This window comes from Desulfovibrio sp., assembly GCF_018379785.1.
In the GTDB taxonomy this organism is placed as follows: domain Bacteria; phylum Desulfobacterota; class Desulfovibrionia; order Desulfovibrionales; family Desulfovibrionaceae; genus Desulfovibrio.
The window spans coordinates 13,076-29,310 of the sequence record NZ_JAGZUV010000065.1; the positions used below are offsets into that span (position 1 = coordinate 13,076).

Genomic DNA, 16,235 nt, shown 5'->3' on the forward strand with positions numbered 1-16,235 from the left:
CCGGATCGGGGCCTGCTGTTTATTCTTCCTCGAATTCGCTGTCGCTGGGGGGCGCAGCTTCCCGCATGCCGCCGCTCAAGGTCAGTTCCCCCAGCTTTCCGTTGCCGATAATATCCCTGGTTTTCATCTTTGGCGCGCCCCGCTCCCGCAGCACGGCCAGCGCTTCGTCCTTGGTGATGATCCGGCCCTTGCAGCGCGCGTTCTGCAAATTGTTTTCCGGGCAATACCCCAACTGCACGCAGTTGGGGCCCGCGCCTTCAAACAGGTCGGGCGCGGCCCGGCGGCAGAGGCGCAGCATCTTCCAGGCCAGATCCCGGATTTCATGCTGGGCGTTGCGGCAGCAGCGGATGGCGAACCAGTCCAGCAGGGCGTGGGCGTTCATGCCGATGATGGCTTTGAATTCCGTGGCCTGCGGCTTCAGATAGCGCAGGTTTTCCTCGGGCAGTCCGGCTTCCAGCCCGGCTTCATACCATTGGCGGGTCAACTCGGCCAGATCCCGGCCGCTGAGCGTGGCCGTGCCGCCGCCGGGCAGGGCTACGGGCGCGGAAAATTCCGCCACCTCGCGCGGATAGACCACGGAGAAGCGCCGTTTGCCGTTGAGCTCCGCCCGGCCCGACTTGATGAGGTAGGAGGCCAGACGCTTGCGCACCAGCTGGGCCTCGGTCACGCGCGAGTAGCCCGCCACGCCGAAGAGAAAATAGTCGAATTCCAGGGCCGCGCGATGCCCGCTGGATAAAATGTTCCGCACGATCTGACGGGAATAGGGCGAGGCCGCGATGTCCTCCAGCTCCCGCTCGCTGCGCACGAAGCGGGCCGCCAGGTCCGTGTATATTTTGCCGCCGCCCGCGAGCAGCAGCACCTTGCCGTTGCCGGTGTATTTTTCTTCAAGCATGGGCTGTTTCCGGTTGAGGTACGCCCGCGCGCGGCGAGCGGAGGATGGCCGCACTATAGGCAAAAGCCGGAGCAGCGGCAAGGCGCGCGGCAGATCGCCCGCTCTTGACATCTCCTTCGCAAAAACGACAGAGTAAGAACCCATTTTTGTGTAAGGAGAGAACAGCATGAGCCAACAATCCGCCCCCAGCGGCAAACCCGACAGCCGGGGATTTTTCGGTGCGTACGGCGGCCAGTACGTGCCCGAGGCGGTCAAGACACGCCTGGACGAGCTGGCCGGAGCTTTTGACGCGGCTTTGAACGACGCTTCCTTCCAGCGGGAGCTGGAATATCTGTTTGTCCATTACACGGGCCGTCCGAGCCCGGTGTTCCACTGCGCCAATCTCAGCCGCATGCTGGGCGGGGCCCGGATCTGGCTCAAGCGCGAGGATCTGAATCATCTGGGCGCGCACAAGATCAACAATACGCTGGGGCAGTGCCTGCTGGCCAGGCGCATGGGCAAAAAGCGGGTCATTGCCGAAACCGGGGCCGGGCAGCACGGCGTGGCCACAGCGGCGGGCGCGGCGCTCATGGGGCTGGAATGCACCATCTGCATGGGCGAAGTGGATATCGAGCGCCAGCATCTGAATGTGATCCGCATGGAAATGCTCGGCGCGCGCGTGCTGCCCGCCAAAAGCGGCCAGCGCACTCTCAAGGAAGCCGTGGACGAAGCTCTGGCCGTGTGGATTGACGATCCGGAGATGTTCTACGTGCTGGGCTCGGCAGTGGGGCCGCACCCGTATCCTTATATGGTGCGCCACTTCCAGTCCGTCATCGGGCGCGAGGCCCGCGCCCAGATGCTGGAGGAACTGGGCCGCCTTCCCGACGCCTGCCTGGCCTGCGTGGGCGGCGGTTCCAATGCCATCGGCCTGTTCGCCGGTTTTCTGGACGACACGGACGTGCGGCTTGTGGGCGTGGAGCCCGGCGGGCGCGGCACGGCCTACGGCGAGCATGCGGCCTCCCTTTGTCTGGGCGAGCCGGGCGTGCTGCACGGCTTTAATTCCTATATGATCAAAAATGCGCAAGGCGAGGCCGGGGAAGTCTATTCCATTTCCGCCGGGTTGGATTATCCCTCCGTGGGGCCGGAACATGCCCAGCTCAAGGATATGGGCCGGGCGGAATATGTCAGCGTTACGGACCGGGAAGCCCTGGACGCCTTTTTCGCGCTGTCCCGGCATGAAGGCGTGATTCCGGCTCTGGAGTCCTCGCATGCCCTGGCCCAGGCCATCAAGATGGCCCCGTCCATGTCCGCGGACAAGGTGTTGCTGGTCAGCCTTTCTGGCCGCGGGGACAAAGACGTGGCCCAGGTGGCTGAGCTGATGCGCAAGGAGAATGCCTGAGGCGGAGAGGGCCCCGGATGTTCCTTGCGGAGGCGCATATGCGCGTTGTGATTTTAGGCGGCACGGGCTTTATCGGCTCGGCCCTGGTCAAGGCCCTGCTCAGGGCCGGACATGATGTGACGGTGAGCAGCCGCCGCGCCCGGCCCCATGCGGACGGCGGACCGGCATACGCCCGGTGGGACGGCCAAAGCCCGCAGGCCCTGGCGGAAATCTGCAAGGGCGCGGCGGCTGTGGTCAATCTGTTGGGCGAGAATATCGGCGCCGGGCGCTGGACTGTTGCCCGGCGCGAAACCATTGTCCAGAGCCGCGTCCGCGCGGGCGAAGCCGTGACCGCCGCGTTCGGCCTGCTGGACAAGGCAGGGGATGCGTTGCCGAAAACCCTGATCCAGGCTTCGGCTTCAGGCTGGTATGGGCTCTGGCCAGACTTGGCGACGGCCCCTGACTGCACGGAAGACGCCCCTGCGGGGTCCGGTTTTCTGGCTGAGGTTGTCCGCCGCTGGGAGGCATCGTCCGCGCCGGTGGAAGCTCTGGGCGTGCGCCGGGTCCGCATCCGCACCGCGCCGGTGCTGGGCAAGGACGGCGGGGTCTTGGCCAGGATGCTGCCCCTGTATCGCTGGGGCCTGGGCGGCCCGGCGGGCACCGGCCGCCAGCCCTTTCCCTGGATTCATCTGGACGATGAAGCCGGGGCCATTGTCTTTTTGCTGGAGCATCCGGAGATCAGCGGCCCCTGCAATCTCTGCGCGCCGGAGCAGACCGACGCGGCGGGCTTTGCCCGCGCCCTGGGCCGGGCTCTGCATCGTCCGGCGTTCTTGCGGGTGCCCGCCGTTGTCCTGCGGCTTGCCTTGGGACAAATGGCCGAGGAATTGCTGCTCAACGGTCAGCGTTGCGCGCCGCGCACACTGCTGAAAGCGGGTTACGTCTTCCGCTGTCCGAAGCTGAGCGGAGCCTTGGCGGCCAGCGTGTAAGTGCCTTCCTGGTATTCTCCCGAATATAAAAACAGCGGGGTTCAGACTGATCTGAACCCCGCTGCCGTGATCAACGCTGTCAGCTTACAAAGCTATCTGGCCGCCACCTTGCCGGAGAGCATCTTATGTTCGCCGGTCAGGGTGCGCAGGAAGGCCACGATCAGGTCGCGGTCGCTCTGGGGCACGTCCAGACCGGCGCAATAGACGCCCATGATCCGCACGGCTTCATCCAGCGTGTCCACGGTGCCGTCATGCAGATACGGGCCGGTCAGCTCGATATTGCGCAGATTGGGCACCTTGAAGCGGCGCATGTCCACGTCGTTCTTTGTATGGTTGTAGCGGCCCTTGTCCGAGCCCAGCGCCTGGCCGCCGCGGTCGGCAAAGTAGTCCTTCTTGAGATCCATGTACTCGTAGGACTGGCCGCCCACGCTCTTGCCCACATGGCAGGAGGCGCAGCGGTAGGCCTTGAAGCGGTTGTAGCCCTGCACTTCCTGGGCGCTGAGGGCCTTGCCGTCGCCGCGCAGCCACTTGTCGAAACGGCTGTCCGGCGTGATCAGGGTCTTTTCGTACTCGGCGATGGCGTCGGTAATATTCTTGCCGCTCCAGCCGTCGGGATAGACGGCCGTGAACTCGGCGGTCAGGGCAGCGTCCTGGGACAGACGGCCGATGATTTCCTCCCAGTTCTTGCTGCCCATTTCAATGGGATTCATGGGCGGGCCGCCGGCCTGTTCCTGCAGGTCGGCCGCGCGGCCGTCCCAGAACTGGGCCAGATTGAAGGCCGCGTTGAACACCGTGGGCGGGTTCACATCGCCGAACTGCTTGCGCACGCCTTCGGAGAAGCGCTGGTGGTCCGTGCCGCCCCGGTCATAAAAGTGGCAACCGGCGCAGGACAGCGTGCTGTCCGTGGAAAGGCGCTTGTCATTGAACAGCTTGTCGCCCAGGGCCACCTTTTTGGCGTCGGTCTTGATCAGACGCGGCAGGGGCTGCAAGGGCTCGTTGGCGTGTTTGGAGGCGGCGTCGGTGGCATAGTGGGCCTTGCGCGAGGTCTTCACCCAGTCCAGGATGTCCTTCTTGTCCTGATCTGAAAGACGGCTGCCCCAGTGCACCACCGCGAATTTGGCCGGAGGCATGGTATCATTGATGATCACCCATTCCATTTTCGCCAGTACGGTTTCGCCGATGGGTTTGCCCTTGTTCTGGATCAGCTCCACATTAAGGTCCATGGCGCGGATGCCGTCACGGTAGTCTTTTTCAATGATCTGGCGGATGCCCGGCACTTTGGCGTAAAAGGGCAGGTCATAGCCGCGGGTGTGACAGGCCATGCACTTGTCCTGCACGACCTGGGAAACCTTGGCGAACTTGGCCATGGGCGGCATGCCGCCGGACGCCGTTTCACCGGTGGGCGCGGCCGACGCGGGCCCGCTGAGCAGTGCGACCATCCCCAAAGCGGCCGCTGCGGCACAGGAAATCCTCATACCCATTCCTCCCTGTTGGTGTGGATTGCAGTTGTGTTCATCTTCACAAACTTCGTTCTTTTGTCAAGAAAAATTATCAATACTGAATAGGCGGGGTAAAGCCCGCTCGCATGGCATGGGCCGCAACTTGCCGGATCGTATCTGGATACTCCGGCATGTTGCCGTTCCGGCAACCCAAAAATTTTTAAACCGCCCCGGACAGGCGTCACATGTCCGAAAACAGGCTCTAATAGGGCATGAGGAGGATGCTTTCCCTGGTCGGACAAAAAAAATTAAAAAAAATTTTCATCCGAAAAAATTTAACAGGCTGATTTTATGGTAAATTTTTTTTTACGCCATTTTTTCTGCCCTAAAGAGTAAAAATTTTTGCACGAATAGACTTGCAATGCAGGCGGGGATTTCTTAAATTCAGCTCGCGGCGGGAAACCGCCCCACAGGCGTTTCCGTTACGACAACCCGTTCCCCTTTAGCGGGGAGCAAAAGAAAGGAAGGTTAACCATGAAAAAGATCGCTACGCTTCTGTTGGCGGCGGGCTTGGTGTTCGGTGCTGCTACCGGCGCCAGCGCCATTGATTTCAAGGCCAAAGGCCAGTGGATCATGAGCTTTGACTATGGCCAGAACGGCGGCTTTACCGGCGGCCACGGCATGACCGGTTACAATAAGGCCACCAAGCAGGGCAAGAATGAAGACGAGTTCAATGCCATGCAGCGCGTGCGCTTGCAGTTGGACGCCGTGGCTTCCGAGTCCCTGTCCGGCACGGTCTTCTTTGAAATCGGCGGTCAGAGCTGGGGCAATGCCTCGAACGGCGGTGCGCTGGGCGCTGACGGCAACAACGTTGTAAAGGTGAAGAACGCCTATATCGACTGGATGGTGCCCCAGACCGACCTGAAGGTGCGCATGGGCATTCAGGGTTTGGCTCTGCCCAGCTTTACCACCGGCACCAATGTGTACAATGACGATGTGGCCGCCGTAGTGGCCAGCTACCAGTTCAATGAAAATGTGGGCCTCACCGCATTCTGGGCACGTCCTTTCAACGACAACTTCGCCGGCTGGGGTGACGCTGGCCACGGCAAAAACTACGAACAGAATTACATGGACAATGTGGACATGTTCGGCTTGCTTGTGCCCCTGTCCTTTGACGGCGTGAAAGTGACCCCTTGGGGCATGTATGCCGCCCTTGGTCCCAATGCTTTTGCGGCGCAGAAGTATGACAAGGACGGCAATATTACGGGCCGTGATTACTTCGGCAATGTGTCCGGCACGTCGGCCAAGTATCCCAGCGCCGGCATGCTTCCGGTAGGCGGCGCCATGCACAAAGATGGCACGCCTGTCAAGAACATGCGCCTGCATGAGTACGGTACCGCATGGTGGGCTGGCCTGACCGGTGAAGTGACCATGTGGGATCCCTTCCGCATCGCCTGGGATTTCAACTACGGTTCCGCGCAGTATGACGAAAGCCGCCTGAACCGCTCCGGCTGGCTGGCTTCCCTGCTCTTCGAATACAAAATGGATTGGGGCATTCCGGGCCTGTACGGCTGGTACGCTTCCGGCGACGACGACAACCCGGCCAACGGTTCCGAGCGCATGCCCAGCATGAGCGTGAACAACGGCAACAACGGCTTCTCCAACTTCGCCTTCAACGGCAACCCCTACTGGACCAACCGTGAAGGTGTGCTGGGTTACAGCATGGCCGGCACCTGGGGCATCGGAGCGCGCATCAAGGACGTGAGCTTTGTGGAAGACCTCAAGCACACCCTGCGCGTGAACTATATCGGCGGCACCAATGCCCCCAAGATGGCCAAGTACATTGTGGGTAATACCGGCCGAGGCTATCCCGGCCTTGATCCTGACGGCATCAACGGCCCCAACATGCAGGCTGTGGGCATGGATCCGCTGTATATGACCACCGAAGACAGCGCTCTGGAAATCGGCTTGAGCAACAGCTACCAGATGTACGAAAACTTCACTGTTTATCTGGACGCCAACTATCTGGCCACATGGCTCGATCACTCCAGATCGGTGTGGGGCAACAGCAAGATGAACGGCAAGGGCGGCAGCGACCAGGAACGCGATCCCTGGAACGTCAACCTGAGCTTCGTATACGCTTTCTAATCTCCAGGGACGCAACAACGTCTTCAGACAGACAAAGGGGAGCCCACAAGGCTCCCCTTTTCCTATGGATTTTACGCATTCCGACGGCACACGTAGGCGCTTATATAAACAAAGAGCCGCGGATCCCCTGAAATCCGCGGCTCTTAACATAAACAAGTACGCAAGGCGCTTACACGTTGTAATCGCCCCGGTTGAATTTGAATTTTTCCGTGGCGGTCATCACTTCCAGCTCGTTCAGCAACGAATCGAAACCGGGGTTTTGGCCGCGCACGCCGGCTGTGCCCTGCTTGAGCTGGGCCACCTGGCTGTCGATGCCCTGCAACAGGGCATAGGCGTCGCGCAGGGAACCTGCGCCAGAGGACGACGAGCCCAGGGTTTTGGCATAGGAATCCCAGAGATCCAGCGTGCCGGAGGCCTGATTGAAGGCTTCCTGCAGAATCTCCGCGTCGGGATCGGCAGCCTGGCTCTGTCCCGCGCCGTTCAACAGCATCTGGCTGATCATCCCGGCCTGCGTCGCTCCGGGTGAGAGCGGACTGGCAGCGGCATTGGCCTGTTCCGCGCCGGTTCCCAGCTGCCGGGCCAGAATGGCGTCAAAACCGCCGCTCTGGCCGGTCTGTCTGCGAGCCGTCGTTGCCTGCTGCTCCTGTTGGCGCAGCAATGCTTCCAATTGTTCGGTATTAATTTCCATATCGCCTCCAGGGTTGGCGTTCATTCCGCACATGCAAGATCTCTGCCACAGGAGGATAGACAGCTAACCTGTTGTTTTTTCAGCCTTCGTCCCTATAAAGAAGGAAAAAATTTCCTGTGCCCAGAGCATATGCTTTGTAAAAGCCCTTGTCTATTATTCAAAAAAACTCTATGCTTTTATACAAGTTACAGGGTTAAAGCGTTCGGTTTCAGGCCGGGCGCGCCTTCGGCTAGGGCGGGGGAAATTTTCCGCCCCTGCCGGGAGCTCCCCAGTCACACTAGCAGCCCGCAGGGGAAATGGAGCTTGCCATGAAGGAAATCAAGAAGATTCTTTGCGCTGTGGACCTCTCCGAGCACAGCAAGGCCGTGGCCGAATACGCGGTTCTGCTTGCCAAGGGTTTGGGAGCCAGTGTCCTCGTCGTGTATACGGCTCCCTCGCTGAGCCAGTATGTGGGTTTTCATGTGCCGCCCAATACCATTGAGAACTTCGTGGGTGAAATTGTCACCGGCGCGGAAAAGTCCATGGAGGCCTTCGTGGCCGAGAACTTCGCCGGCGTGGAAGCCAAGGGCCAGGTGCTCATCGGCTACGCGGCCGAGGAGATTCTGAACCGCGCCCATGAGGAAAAGGTGGACATCATTGTCATGGGCACCCACGGCCGCAAGGGCATTGACCGCATTCTTTTCGGTTCCGTCGCCGAAAAGGTGGTCAAGAATGCCGACATGCCCGTGCTGACCATCCGTCCCACAGAACCCATCGGGGAATAATCCGCCGTGACGGCGACGGGGACCATTCCCGCCGCCACGCAACGCCTGCCAGCCGCCGCGCCAGCGGCGGCTTTTTTTGGGGTGATCATGTCCGATATCAGCGTGCGCCCACACATCCGGGAACTCGACGCCTACGTGCCGGGGCTTTCCATTGCGGAAATCCAGCAGAAATACGGCCTTTCCCAGGTCATCAAAATGGCCAGCAATGAAAACCCGTTGGGGGCTTCGCCTCTGGCCCAGGAAGCCGTGCGCCGCCACGCGCCGTTTCTGTTCCGCTATCCCCAGGGCGGCAATCCGCGTCTGGTCCAGGCCCTGGCCGGACTGCACGGGGTGGATCCGTGCCGGGTGGCCGTGGGCAACGGCTCCGATGAAATCATTGATCTGCTGATCCGCATTCTGGCCGAACCGGGCAAACATTCCCTGGCCTGCTTTGAGCCCTGCTTCAGCATTTACCCCATACAGGGCCGGATTTCCGGCGTGGAGGTCCGCCGCTGCCCGCTGGAAAAGGATTTTTCCTTCAATTTCGACGCCCTGCTCGGTCTGGTGGACCAGAGCACCCGTCTGGTTTTCGTGACCACCCCGGACAATCCCTCGGGCTACTGCCCGCCGCGCGAGGCTGTGGCGGACCTGGCCCGGCGTTTGGCCGGGCTCGCGCCGGACTGCCTGCTGGTAGTGGACGAGGCCTATATGGATTTTGCCGAGGACGAGGCAAGCGCATCCCTCCTGGCCTCGGACATGCTGCCGGACAACACGGCCGTTCTGCGCACCTTCTCCAAAAGCTGGGGCCTGGCCGGGCTGCGCCTGGGCTACGGGGTGCTGCCGCCCGCTCTGGCCGAATATTTCTGGCGGGCGCGCCTGCCCTTCTCCGTCAACATCCTGGCGGAAGAGGCGGCGCTGGCCGCCCTGTCGGACACGGCCTTCCGCCGGGCGACTCTGGACGCTGTGCGCCAGGGACGCGCCACGCTGCGCGACGGCCTCACGAAGTTGGGTTGCACGGTCTGGCCCAGCGCGGCCAATTTTCTGCTTTTCCAACTTCCTCCGGGCGCGGGTACGGCCAGGGACTGCTTTGAGGCCCTGCTCCGGCGCGGCATCATCATCCGCCCGCTGAACAGTTATCATCTGCCGGAGCACTTGCGCGTCAGCGTGGGCGACGCCAAAGAAAACGCGACCTTTCTTGCCGCCATGCGCGACATTCTGACCGGGTCCGAAGGGAGGCGCGCATGAGCGGTCGTCTGCCGGTGGTGACGCTGGACGGCCCTGCGGGCGTGGGCAAGACCACCCTGGCCCGGCGCATGGCCGAAAGTCTGGGGCTGGCCTATCTGGATACCGGGGCCATGTTCCGTTGCCTGGCCCTCAAACTGGGCCCCGGCGCGGAGCGCCTGCCCGAGGACGAACTACGCGAGCGTTGCGGCCAGTGGACTTTCAGCATTGCGGGCACGGGCCAGAGCGCCACGCTGTTCTGCAACGGCCAGGCTGTGCGCGGCGAAGTGCGCACGGAAGAAGTGGGCATGCTGGCCGCGCGCATCGGCACCGTGCCGGTGGTGCGCGACGTGCTGCGCCGGGCGCAGCGGGCCATGGGCGAACACTCGCCCTTGGTGGCCGAGGGCCGGGATATGGGCACTGTGGTCTTTCCGGATGCGCGCTTCAAGTTTTTTCTGGACGCCGCGCCCGAAGTGCGCGCCATGCGCCGCCTGCGCGACCTGGAAAACCGGGGCGAGCATGCGGAACTGACCGCCCTGACCGAACAGATCCGGCAGCGCGACGCCCTGGACCGCAATCGAACTGTGGCCCCTCTGCGTCCGGCTGCGGATGCCTTGATTGTGGATACATCCCAGCTGGATATTGAGGGTGTATTGGGCGTGATGCTGCACTATATCAATGTGCACGGCGGCATGCAGGCCTTATCCTCACAGGCGAAATAGGGAAAGGCGTTTTATCCCTTGTTCTGCTGTCGCCGTCCAGGCGGACCTCGACGGCACCTCTGCGGTTTCCAGTAATTATTACTATCCGGCGAATGGTAAGATTTCGGGACTCCAGCGCAACAGTTGAAATGAAGATTTCCTTTCCGCTGTTTCCCCTTCTTCGTCGCCGTTTCCTATAAAGGCTTGGCCCTGGAGCCATCTTTGGCCCATTTCTATGACTCGGGGCGTTACCTTGGACGACCGCGTGCAGATGTTGCGTTTCCGGCAGCATCGTAGGCACAATCCCCCAATCTTTTTTTCTCCTTTTCCTGTTGAAATGTCCTGTTGGTTGACTTCTGACGTGACGACGCTTTCTGTCCCGCCATATCCCCTCTTTCCCTCGCCGTATTTCCCAAACCCCAGTTCGCCATGACCTCGGCAGAAATTGCCTGTTCACGGCAGAAATTGCCGACGGCCCTCCCCCAGCGCGGCAAGTCTTTGGCGCGTCCATGCCATTACGGCGTATGCATCCCGCTCGTGAGATATTTTTTAGAAAAAATTCCGCTGATTTTATTACCTTTTATTTTGAATGGCACAAGCAGTGCATACAGAAGGACACAAGCCACAGGCGCATACGGCGCCGGTGTGGGAAACAGCCTCATGGGGAGGACAACATGGACAACCAACTGGATTACGAAATCAATAAGGAATTGGGCGAGTGCTATCTTTTCATGGGCGATTTTGACAAGGCCGAGGAATACTACCGCAAGGCCGCCAGCAACAATGCCCAGAGCGCCGCGCCCTACATGGGGCTGGCCACCGTGGCCGTGCAGCGTTCCGAACTGGAAAAAGCCCTGGTGCTCTATCAGAAAGCCGCCGCCGTGGAAGAAACCGACAAGGCCCTCTGCGGTATCGGGCTGGTCTACATGGAACAGGGCAAACACGAAGACGCCTTCAGCCACTTTGCCCGCGCGCTGGACAAATCCGCCGCCAACATTGTGGCATTGAACTGCCTGGTGCGCGAAGCCTATCAGCTGGGCTGCGTGGAACAGGTTCTGCCCTACCTGGAAGCCGCTCTGGCCTGCAGCGAAGAAGCCGAGGCCGTGCGCGTGACCCTGGCCGGCTGCCTGATCTACCTGGGCCGCAGCGACGAAGCCCGCCAGCACCTGGAAACCGTGCTGGGCGCCAATCCGTCCAATAACAACGCCAAGGAACTTTTCGACACCATGGCCGCGTAAGCCAAAGCCGGGCGAAAACGCCCGGCTTTGCTCGCAGCCAGCAGATACTCCCCTCCCCACACGATTTTCCGGCCCCCGGCGGGTGCCTGGGGCCGGAAAATCTCTTCTTTCGGGGAAGCAGCGCCGACGCGGGTCATCCACGTCGGCGTTCTGTTGTCCGTTGTGCGAAAAAAGCGCGAAGACGTGCCCGGAACATCGTCCACCGGTACACAATCCCCCGGCGCCCTCTTCGCAACCCGTCAATGGGCATCATGCATAAGGGAAAAAATACAGTGGCAATTTGAAACCAAAGAGAAAATTTATGCTTGCGCAATAAAAATATTCTGCCGGAGGCATACGACTGGATTTTATCCTTATTGGGAAGGGTATTGAGTGGTGAAGGATGGAAAACTCGTATACTCGGGCAACGGCATACCTTAGCCTTCGTATGGGCATAGAGCAAAAAATCAGTATCTTCCCCGCATCCATACGGTAGTCCAGTTCCTGGCCCCAGGACAGGATCAAAACGAATACCTTCTATCACTTCCTTCCTGAAGAACTGTACACATGTCCCCCCTTGCCGAAACAAACCAATCCGGCCCACCGGTCCTTCTTTAGAGCACGGGGGAGGCATATCTTCGCGGGGCGTCCATACCCCAAGCAGAACGCCGCACTGGGGATGCTTGCAAAAGGCATCCACGACGTTTGCAAGCGTGTCCGGGGCATACCAGCAGTCGTCGTCCGGAAAGGCAATCAATTCCCCCTGAGCCATTGCCAAAAGAGAATTACGGGCAGCGGATACGCCGCGCGAAGACAGCATTATTCTCGTAAGAGGCAAGCCTGAGTGGGATGCCAGCATGTCGTCTAAAAAACCGGGAGGGTTTTGATCCGCCAGCCAGATATGAAAATTTTTGTAGGTCTGCTTCTCCAGCGATGTGAGCAACCGGTCCAATTCGCCTTTGCGTCCAAAGGTTGCGATGAGCAGATCAATGCTTGGGGAATCTGGAAGAAGAGGTAGAGGCATAAACTAACTAGTCAGGCAAAAGGATTATATAGACCGAAACGCATGGCCCGGCGCAGCAGAGCCCGCTGCCAGCGATTTGATTGCCGCAGGGGAACAGGCTTGTCCAAATTTGGCACAGCACGGATATAGGGGGCAGCCTCCTGAATCAGTCGATCCACGCGCGCAAAGACATTCGTTGTCTCCAGCACCCAACGACGGCATTCCCGTATGGCGGGCAGGCAGCGCTCCCACGGGTCGTCCTGTAATAGGCGCTCAATAGCCATCAAATTAGCTTCATCACTGTCCGGCTGCAAGGTCAATAGGCCGCCTGGAGGGCAGCAACGCTCGATGTTTGAGGCACCAAGGTATATGGGGTAGGCATAACCAAGCCAAGCATCAGAAAGTTTTTCCGTCCAGAAATAGTCGCAATAGTTGTTTTCGAGTACGAGGTGATATTTGTATGGCGCAATGGCTGTTTGCTTGTCCGAAATGGGATTCCTGCCACGCCCATAAATATCAACTTTGGAACCAAGGCGGTTCTGGAGCCTCTCGACAAAGGTAATGCGTTTGCGTTGCGCCTCGGTATAGGTTTTGGTTGAGCAGATGACCGAAAGGACTTTATCCTTGTTAGGAACGGGCATGGCCTGCAATTCACTGAGGCTTGTCATTACGCTGGAATAAGTAGCATCGGCCGTTTCCACACCATAGTGCCAGTTGAGGCAAGAATTCTCCACATGCACTGTGCCCAGTAATATACTACGTATGCCGAAGGGAGAAATAATTGTACCAAACTGGCGCAAATAGGACGCCGTATAGGGTTTGACCTCTGGTGGTTCAGTAATAAAAAGCACACGGCGCTCTTTGGGTACTTGCGTAACAGTACAAGAAAGAGGCTCATCAAAAACCGCTAACCAATATGTATCCGGCTCTTCCTTGTTCAACAAGATACGGCAACCGGGCATACTGCCGTTGCCGTCATCGGTTTGCCGCATCCAAGGCCAAGGAATGTGTATCGTGGAAAAAGTACAGGACGGTTTCACGTCAGGCATGAAAATTCTCCTGCCCCAATAATTGTGAAGTAGGTTTTTTGGCTATCTGGCATCAGCCATTGGGCAATTAAAAGCGTAAGAGCTGACGCAGTACCATAAGACCTTTGCGTAAGGGCAGTAAAAAAATATTGATATTCAACGGATCACGCACGATTGCCTTAAAATACCACATTAGCGACTTGCCATATTGGTGCCCCGTAAAAGCAGCAATAACTGCACACCTAAAAGCCAAAGCAGAATTTGCTCTACGCCGGATATTGTTTGGCAAGGCAGGATCGTCCAAATGCTCATACATAATACACAATTCGTTTTCAATGGCAGCCTGACTATCATGACTAGCGGATGTGGCGCGCAGTCGGATGCGTAAAACTAGATTCTTGATTTCCACAGCGGCATTATTCCGCAATACCCGCAAAATAAAATCTCTGTCTTCCGCATGGGTCAAATCTGGTCTAAATCGACAATTATCGGGGAGCATAGTACGTCGCAAGCAAAAAGTACCCATAGGTATGAAGTCATGAACCAGCATATCATGCCATGTACAGCCCGTAGCCAGATAGTTTTTCCAAGGAATATCCTTGACAAGACCAGAGCTGTCTTCAAAACGGAGAGCTCTTCCCCAAGCCAAAATGCACTCCGGCGCGTCCTCTAAGGTCTTTATCCACAGCTCAAACGCATCCGCCTCCAATATATCATCAGCATCCAGAAAAGCCATATAGGTTCCGCGAGACAGGCTTATGCCTAAATTGCGGGCAGCAGAAACGCCAGAGTTACTTTGCCGGACCAGACGAAAACGAGAATCACGCTTGCAAAATCTCCCAGCAATCGCCGCAGTAGTGTCAATAGATCCATCATCTATAATAATACATTCCCAATCGAAAAAAGTCTGTGACAAAATCGAATTACAAGCATCCCCCAGATACTCATTGACATTATATGCAGGAATAATTACTGAAATAGAAACCATATAAAATATTCCAGCCAGAGGGTCAGATATGGAAGGCGTAGACGTTATTATTCCATTATTTAATTGCGCTTCTTTTATTGAGCGCGCCATTATTTCAGTGCAAAATCAACTCAAACCAGTTAGCAAAATAATAGTCATCAATGACGGTTCCACAGATACTGGGCCATTGATTGTATCCAACATGGCAAGGAATGACAAGCGCATTATCCTGCTCAACGGCCCAAACCAAGGCTTGAGCGCGGCTAGGAATAAAGGAATACGCGCCTCATCTGAAGCGTTCATAGCCTTTCTTGATGCGGATGATGCTTGGGAACCAGAAAAAATAGCGAAAGAATTCAGCGTAATAAGTAATAGTCCCTATTCGTTTGTGCACACACAGGCACGTGCCATTGACACATCTGACCAGCTGATCGATGTCAGCCTTTACAAAAGCAATCCAAACATTAGCCCCAGTTTTGACAACATACGGCTGGGCATTTATCCTGTAGTCGGTTCAGCTTCCTCGGTGCTCACCCGTCGAAAATTGCTTTTTGAAGCAGGACTTTTTGATGAAAACCAGCATTTTGGTGGCGAAGACTGGGACATGTGGGCACGTCTTGCCCAATTTGGTCCTGTCTGTCTGATTGATGAACCGTTAACCAGAATACGCATTGTGCCGAGCAGCCTACAGCGCTCTATGAGTGGTGAAGATCGTGCCCGATCTCGTTTGCACAGTAGAATTATGGTTGCCAGTCATTGGCAAAACGATATGGAGTTCCTACTTTGCCATCGTAAGGAAGCTCGCAAGGATGTATGGGCTGTTTTGCGATGGCTTTTGCTCAAACCGACAGCCTTATACCAGTTCTACATTTTTCTGCGCCACCACGACGAAGCTGCAGGGAGAATAATTGTCACTAATATCATAGACTATATTTCACTAATAGTACGGGGAATGATACAGACCGTCATCGGCGTCATAGGGTCACCCGGTGAATGTAAGCGACTTTGGAACCGTTTCAAGACTGAGCGTAACCTCTGACTCACCATTCCTGCCATTCTCCACACATAACAGCCTATCAATATGCAACCATATTTTTCTATTATAACAGCCAGCAGGAATGCAGCTAAAAGCCTTCCGCGTCTGTTAGCCAGCCTTGAGGAGCAAAGTTTTACCTCATTTGAACTTGTTGTACAAGATGCTGCATCAAGTGACGGCACATTGCAGCTTCTTGACAACGCGTCTCAATGGCTTCCTTCAATACAAGTGTCCTCCCAAAAAGATCAGGGCATATATGATGCCTGGAATAAAGCTATCTCCAGAGCAATGGGGCAGTGGCTACTGTTTCTCGGCGCGGATGACCAATTGGCGGCACCGGATGTACTGAAAAAAGTGAGTCACATCCTTTATATGCTTCCGCCTAATGTAAAATTCGCCGCTGGGGCTGTCCGTATGCTGGACAAAGCAGCGCGATGCCGCCTTTATGCCCGGCCTATTCTAACTGGCGGCAACTCCCGATTAAAATATATAGCACCGGTAGCCTTTCCCGGGCTCTTCATCCGGCGGCAGCTTGTAGCGAACAATCCTTTTGACGCGAGCCTGAAGATCAGTGCCGACTATGATTTCCTATGCCGGACTTGGAAAGATCAACAGGCCGTCAGTCTTGAATTTGATATATGCATTATGGAAGAAGGTGGAATTTCTTCAAACCCAGCAAATCAGTTTGCCGCCGCATGGGAAAACGCCCAAATAGCATCACGCCATTTTCAAAACGTATGGGAGATTAAAAGGATAAAAATGCTGATAAAAGCAGGACTTGTAAGTGGCACGTTTCGGATATTGGGACC

The 16,235-nt window shown here is 57.4% G+C and carries 15 protein-coding genes; 9 read left to right on the top strand and 6 right to left on the bottom strand.

Going from position 1 to position 16,235, the window contains the following annotated elements:
* Positions 1-19: 19 nt before the first annotated feature.
* Positions 20-892 (bottom strand): FAD-dependent thymidylate synthase, encoded by an 873-nt coding sequence (locus KH208_RS12455; protein WP_291436736.1) that lies wholly within the window; start codon positions 890-892, stop codon positions 20-22.
* Between the two features lie 166 nt (positions 893-1,058).
* Between KH208_RS12455 and trpB the strand changes: the two genes are divergently transcribed.
* Both trpB and KH208_RS12465 read left to right on the top strand, forming a co-directional pair.
* A complete protein-coding gene (gene trpB, locus KH208_RS12460; RefSeq protein ID WP_291436739.1) occupies positions 1,059-2,270 on the top strand; it encodes a tryptophan synthase subunit beta in 1,212 nt (403 codons plus the stop codon).
* Between the two features lie 38 nt (positions 2,271-2,308).
* The gene (locus KH208_RS12465) at positions 2,309-3,235 is read left to right on the top strand and encodes a TIGR01777 family oxidoreductase (protein WP_291436742.1); all 927 of its coding nucleotides are present in this window, start codon (positions 2,309-2,311) and stop codon (positions 3,233-3,235) included.
* A 92-nt stretch (positions 3,236-3,327) separates the two neighbouring features.
* On the opposite strand, the gene KH208_RS12470 is transcribed toward KH208_RS12465, so the two are convergent.
* Complete coding sequence (locus KH208_RS12470; RefSeq protein WP_291436743.1) at positions 3,328-4,710, bottom strand: cytochrome c peroxidase; 1,383 nt, start codon at positions 4,708-4,710, stop codon at positions 3,328-3,330.
* A 498-nt stretch (positions 4,711-5,208) separates the two neighbouring features.
* Between KH208_RS12470 and KH208_RS12475 the strand changes: the two genes are divergently transcribed.
* A complete protein-coding gene (locus KH208_RS12475) occupies positions 5,209-6,822 on the top strand; it encodes an outer membrane homotrimeric porin (protein ID WP_291436744.1) in 1,614 nt (537 codons plus the stop codon).
* A gap of 169 nt (positions 6,823-6,991) precedes the next feature.
* Here KH208_RS12475 and KH208_RS12480 read toward each other — a convergent pair whose 3' ends face one another.
* A complete protein-coding gene (locus KH208_RS12480) occupies positions 6,992-7,510 on the bottom strand; it encodes a hypothetical protein (RefSeq protein ID WP_291436746.1) in 519 nt (172 codons plus the stop codon).
* Positions 7,511-7,818: 308 nt separating this feature from the next.
* On the opposite strand from KH208_RS12480, the gene KH208_RS12485 reads away from it, so the two are divergent.
* The 4 genes from KH208_RS12485 to KH208_RS12500 all read left to right on the top strand — a co-directional run bounded on the left by KH208_RS12485 (position 7,819) and on the right by KH208_RS12500 (position 11,413).
* Positions 7,819-8,274, top strand: coding sequence for a universal stress protein (locus KH208_RS12485; RefSeq protein WP_291436748.1), 456 nt, complete (start codon positions 7,819-7,821; stop codon positions 8,272-8,274).
* 87 nt (positions 8,275-8,361) lie between these two features.
* Complete coding sequence (hisC, locus tag KH208_RS12490; RefSeq protein WP_291436750.1) at positions 8,362-9,498, top strand: histidinol-phosphate transaminase; 1,137 nt, start codon at positions 8,362-8,364, stop codon at positions 9,496-9,498.
* Positions 9,495-10,196, top strand: coding sequence for a (d)CMP kinase (cmk, locus tag KH208_RS12495; protein WP_291436752.1), 702 nt, complete (start codon positions 9,495-9,497; stop codon positions 10,194-10,196). The genes hisC and cmk overlap by 4 nt, the downstream gene beginning before the upstream one ends.
* 653 nt (positions 10,197-10,849) lie before the next feature.
* Complete coding sequence (locus KH208_RS12500; RefSeq protein WP_008681798.1) at positions 10,850-11,413, top strand: tetratricopeptide repeat protein; 564 nt, start codon at positions 10,850-10,852, stop codon at positions 11,411-11,413.
* 133 nt (positions 11,414-11,546) lie between these two features.
* Here the strand turns inward: KH208_RS12500 and KH208_RS12505 are convergent, their stop codons facing one another.
* From KH208_RS12505 to KH208_RS12515, 3 genes are all read right to left on the bottom strand, one after another.
* A complete protein-coding gene (locus KH208_RS12505) occupies positions 11,547-12,416 on the bottom strand; it encodes a glycosyltransferase family 2 protein (protein WP_291436754.1) in 870 nt (289 codons plus the stop codon).
* 11 nt (positions 12,417-12,427) lie between these two features.
* Complete coding sequence (locus KH208_RS12510) at positions 12,428-13,444, bottom strand: glycosyltransferase family 10 (RefSeq protein WP_291436756.1); 1,017 nt, start codon at positions 13,442-13,444, stop codon at positions 12,428-12,430.
* Positions 13,445-13,511: 67 nt separating this feature from the next.
* Complete coding sequence (locus KH208_RS12515; protein ID WP_291436758.1) at positions 13,512-14,411, bottom strand: glycosyltransferase; 900 nt, start codon at positions 14,409-14,411, stop codon at positions 13,512-13,514.
* Positions 14,412-14,439: 28 nt separating this feature from the next.
* Here KH208_RS12515 and KH208_RS12520 point away from each other — a divergent pair, with 28 nt between their 5' ends.
* Together KH208_RS12520 and KH208_RS12525 are read left to right on the top strand one after the other, a co-directional pair.
* The gene (locus tag KH208_RS12520) at positions 14,440-15,429 is read left to right on the top strand and encodes a glycosyltransferase family A protein (protein ID WP_291436761.1); all 990 of its coding nucleotides are present in this window, start codon (positions 14,440-14,442) and stop codon (positions 15,427-15,429) included.
* Between the two features lie 42 nt (positions 15,430-15,471).
* A partial coding sequence (locus KH208_RS12525; RefSeq protein ID WP_291436763.1) for a glycosyltransferase occupies positions 15,472-16,235 on the top strand: 764 nt, incomplete at its 3' end.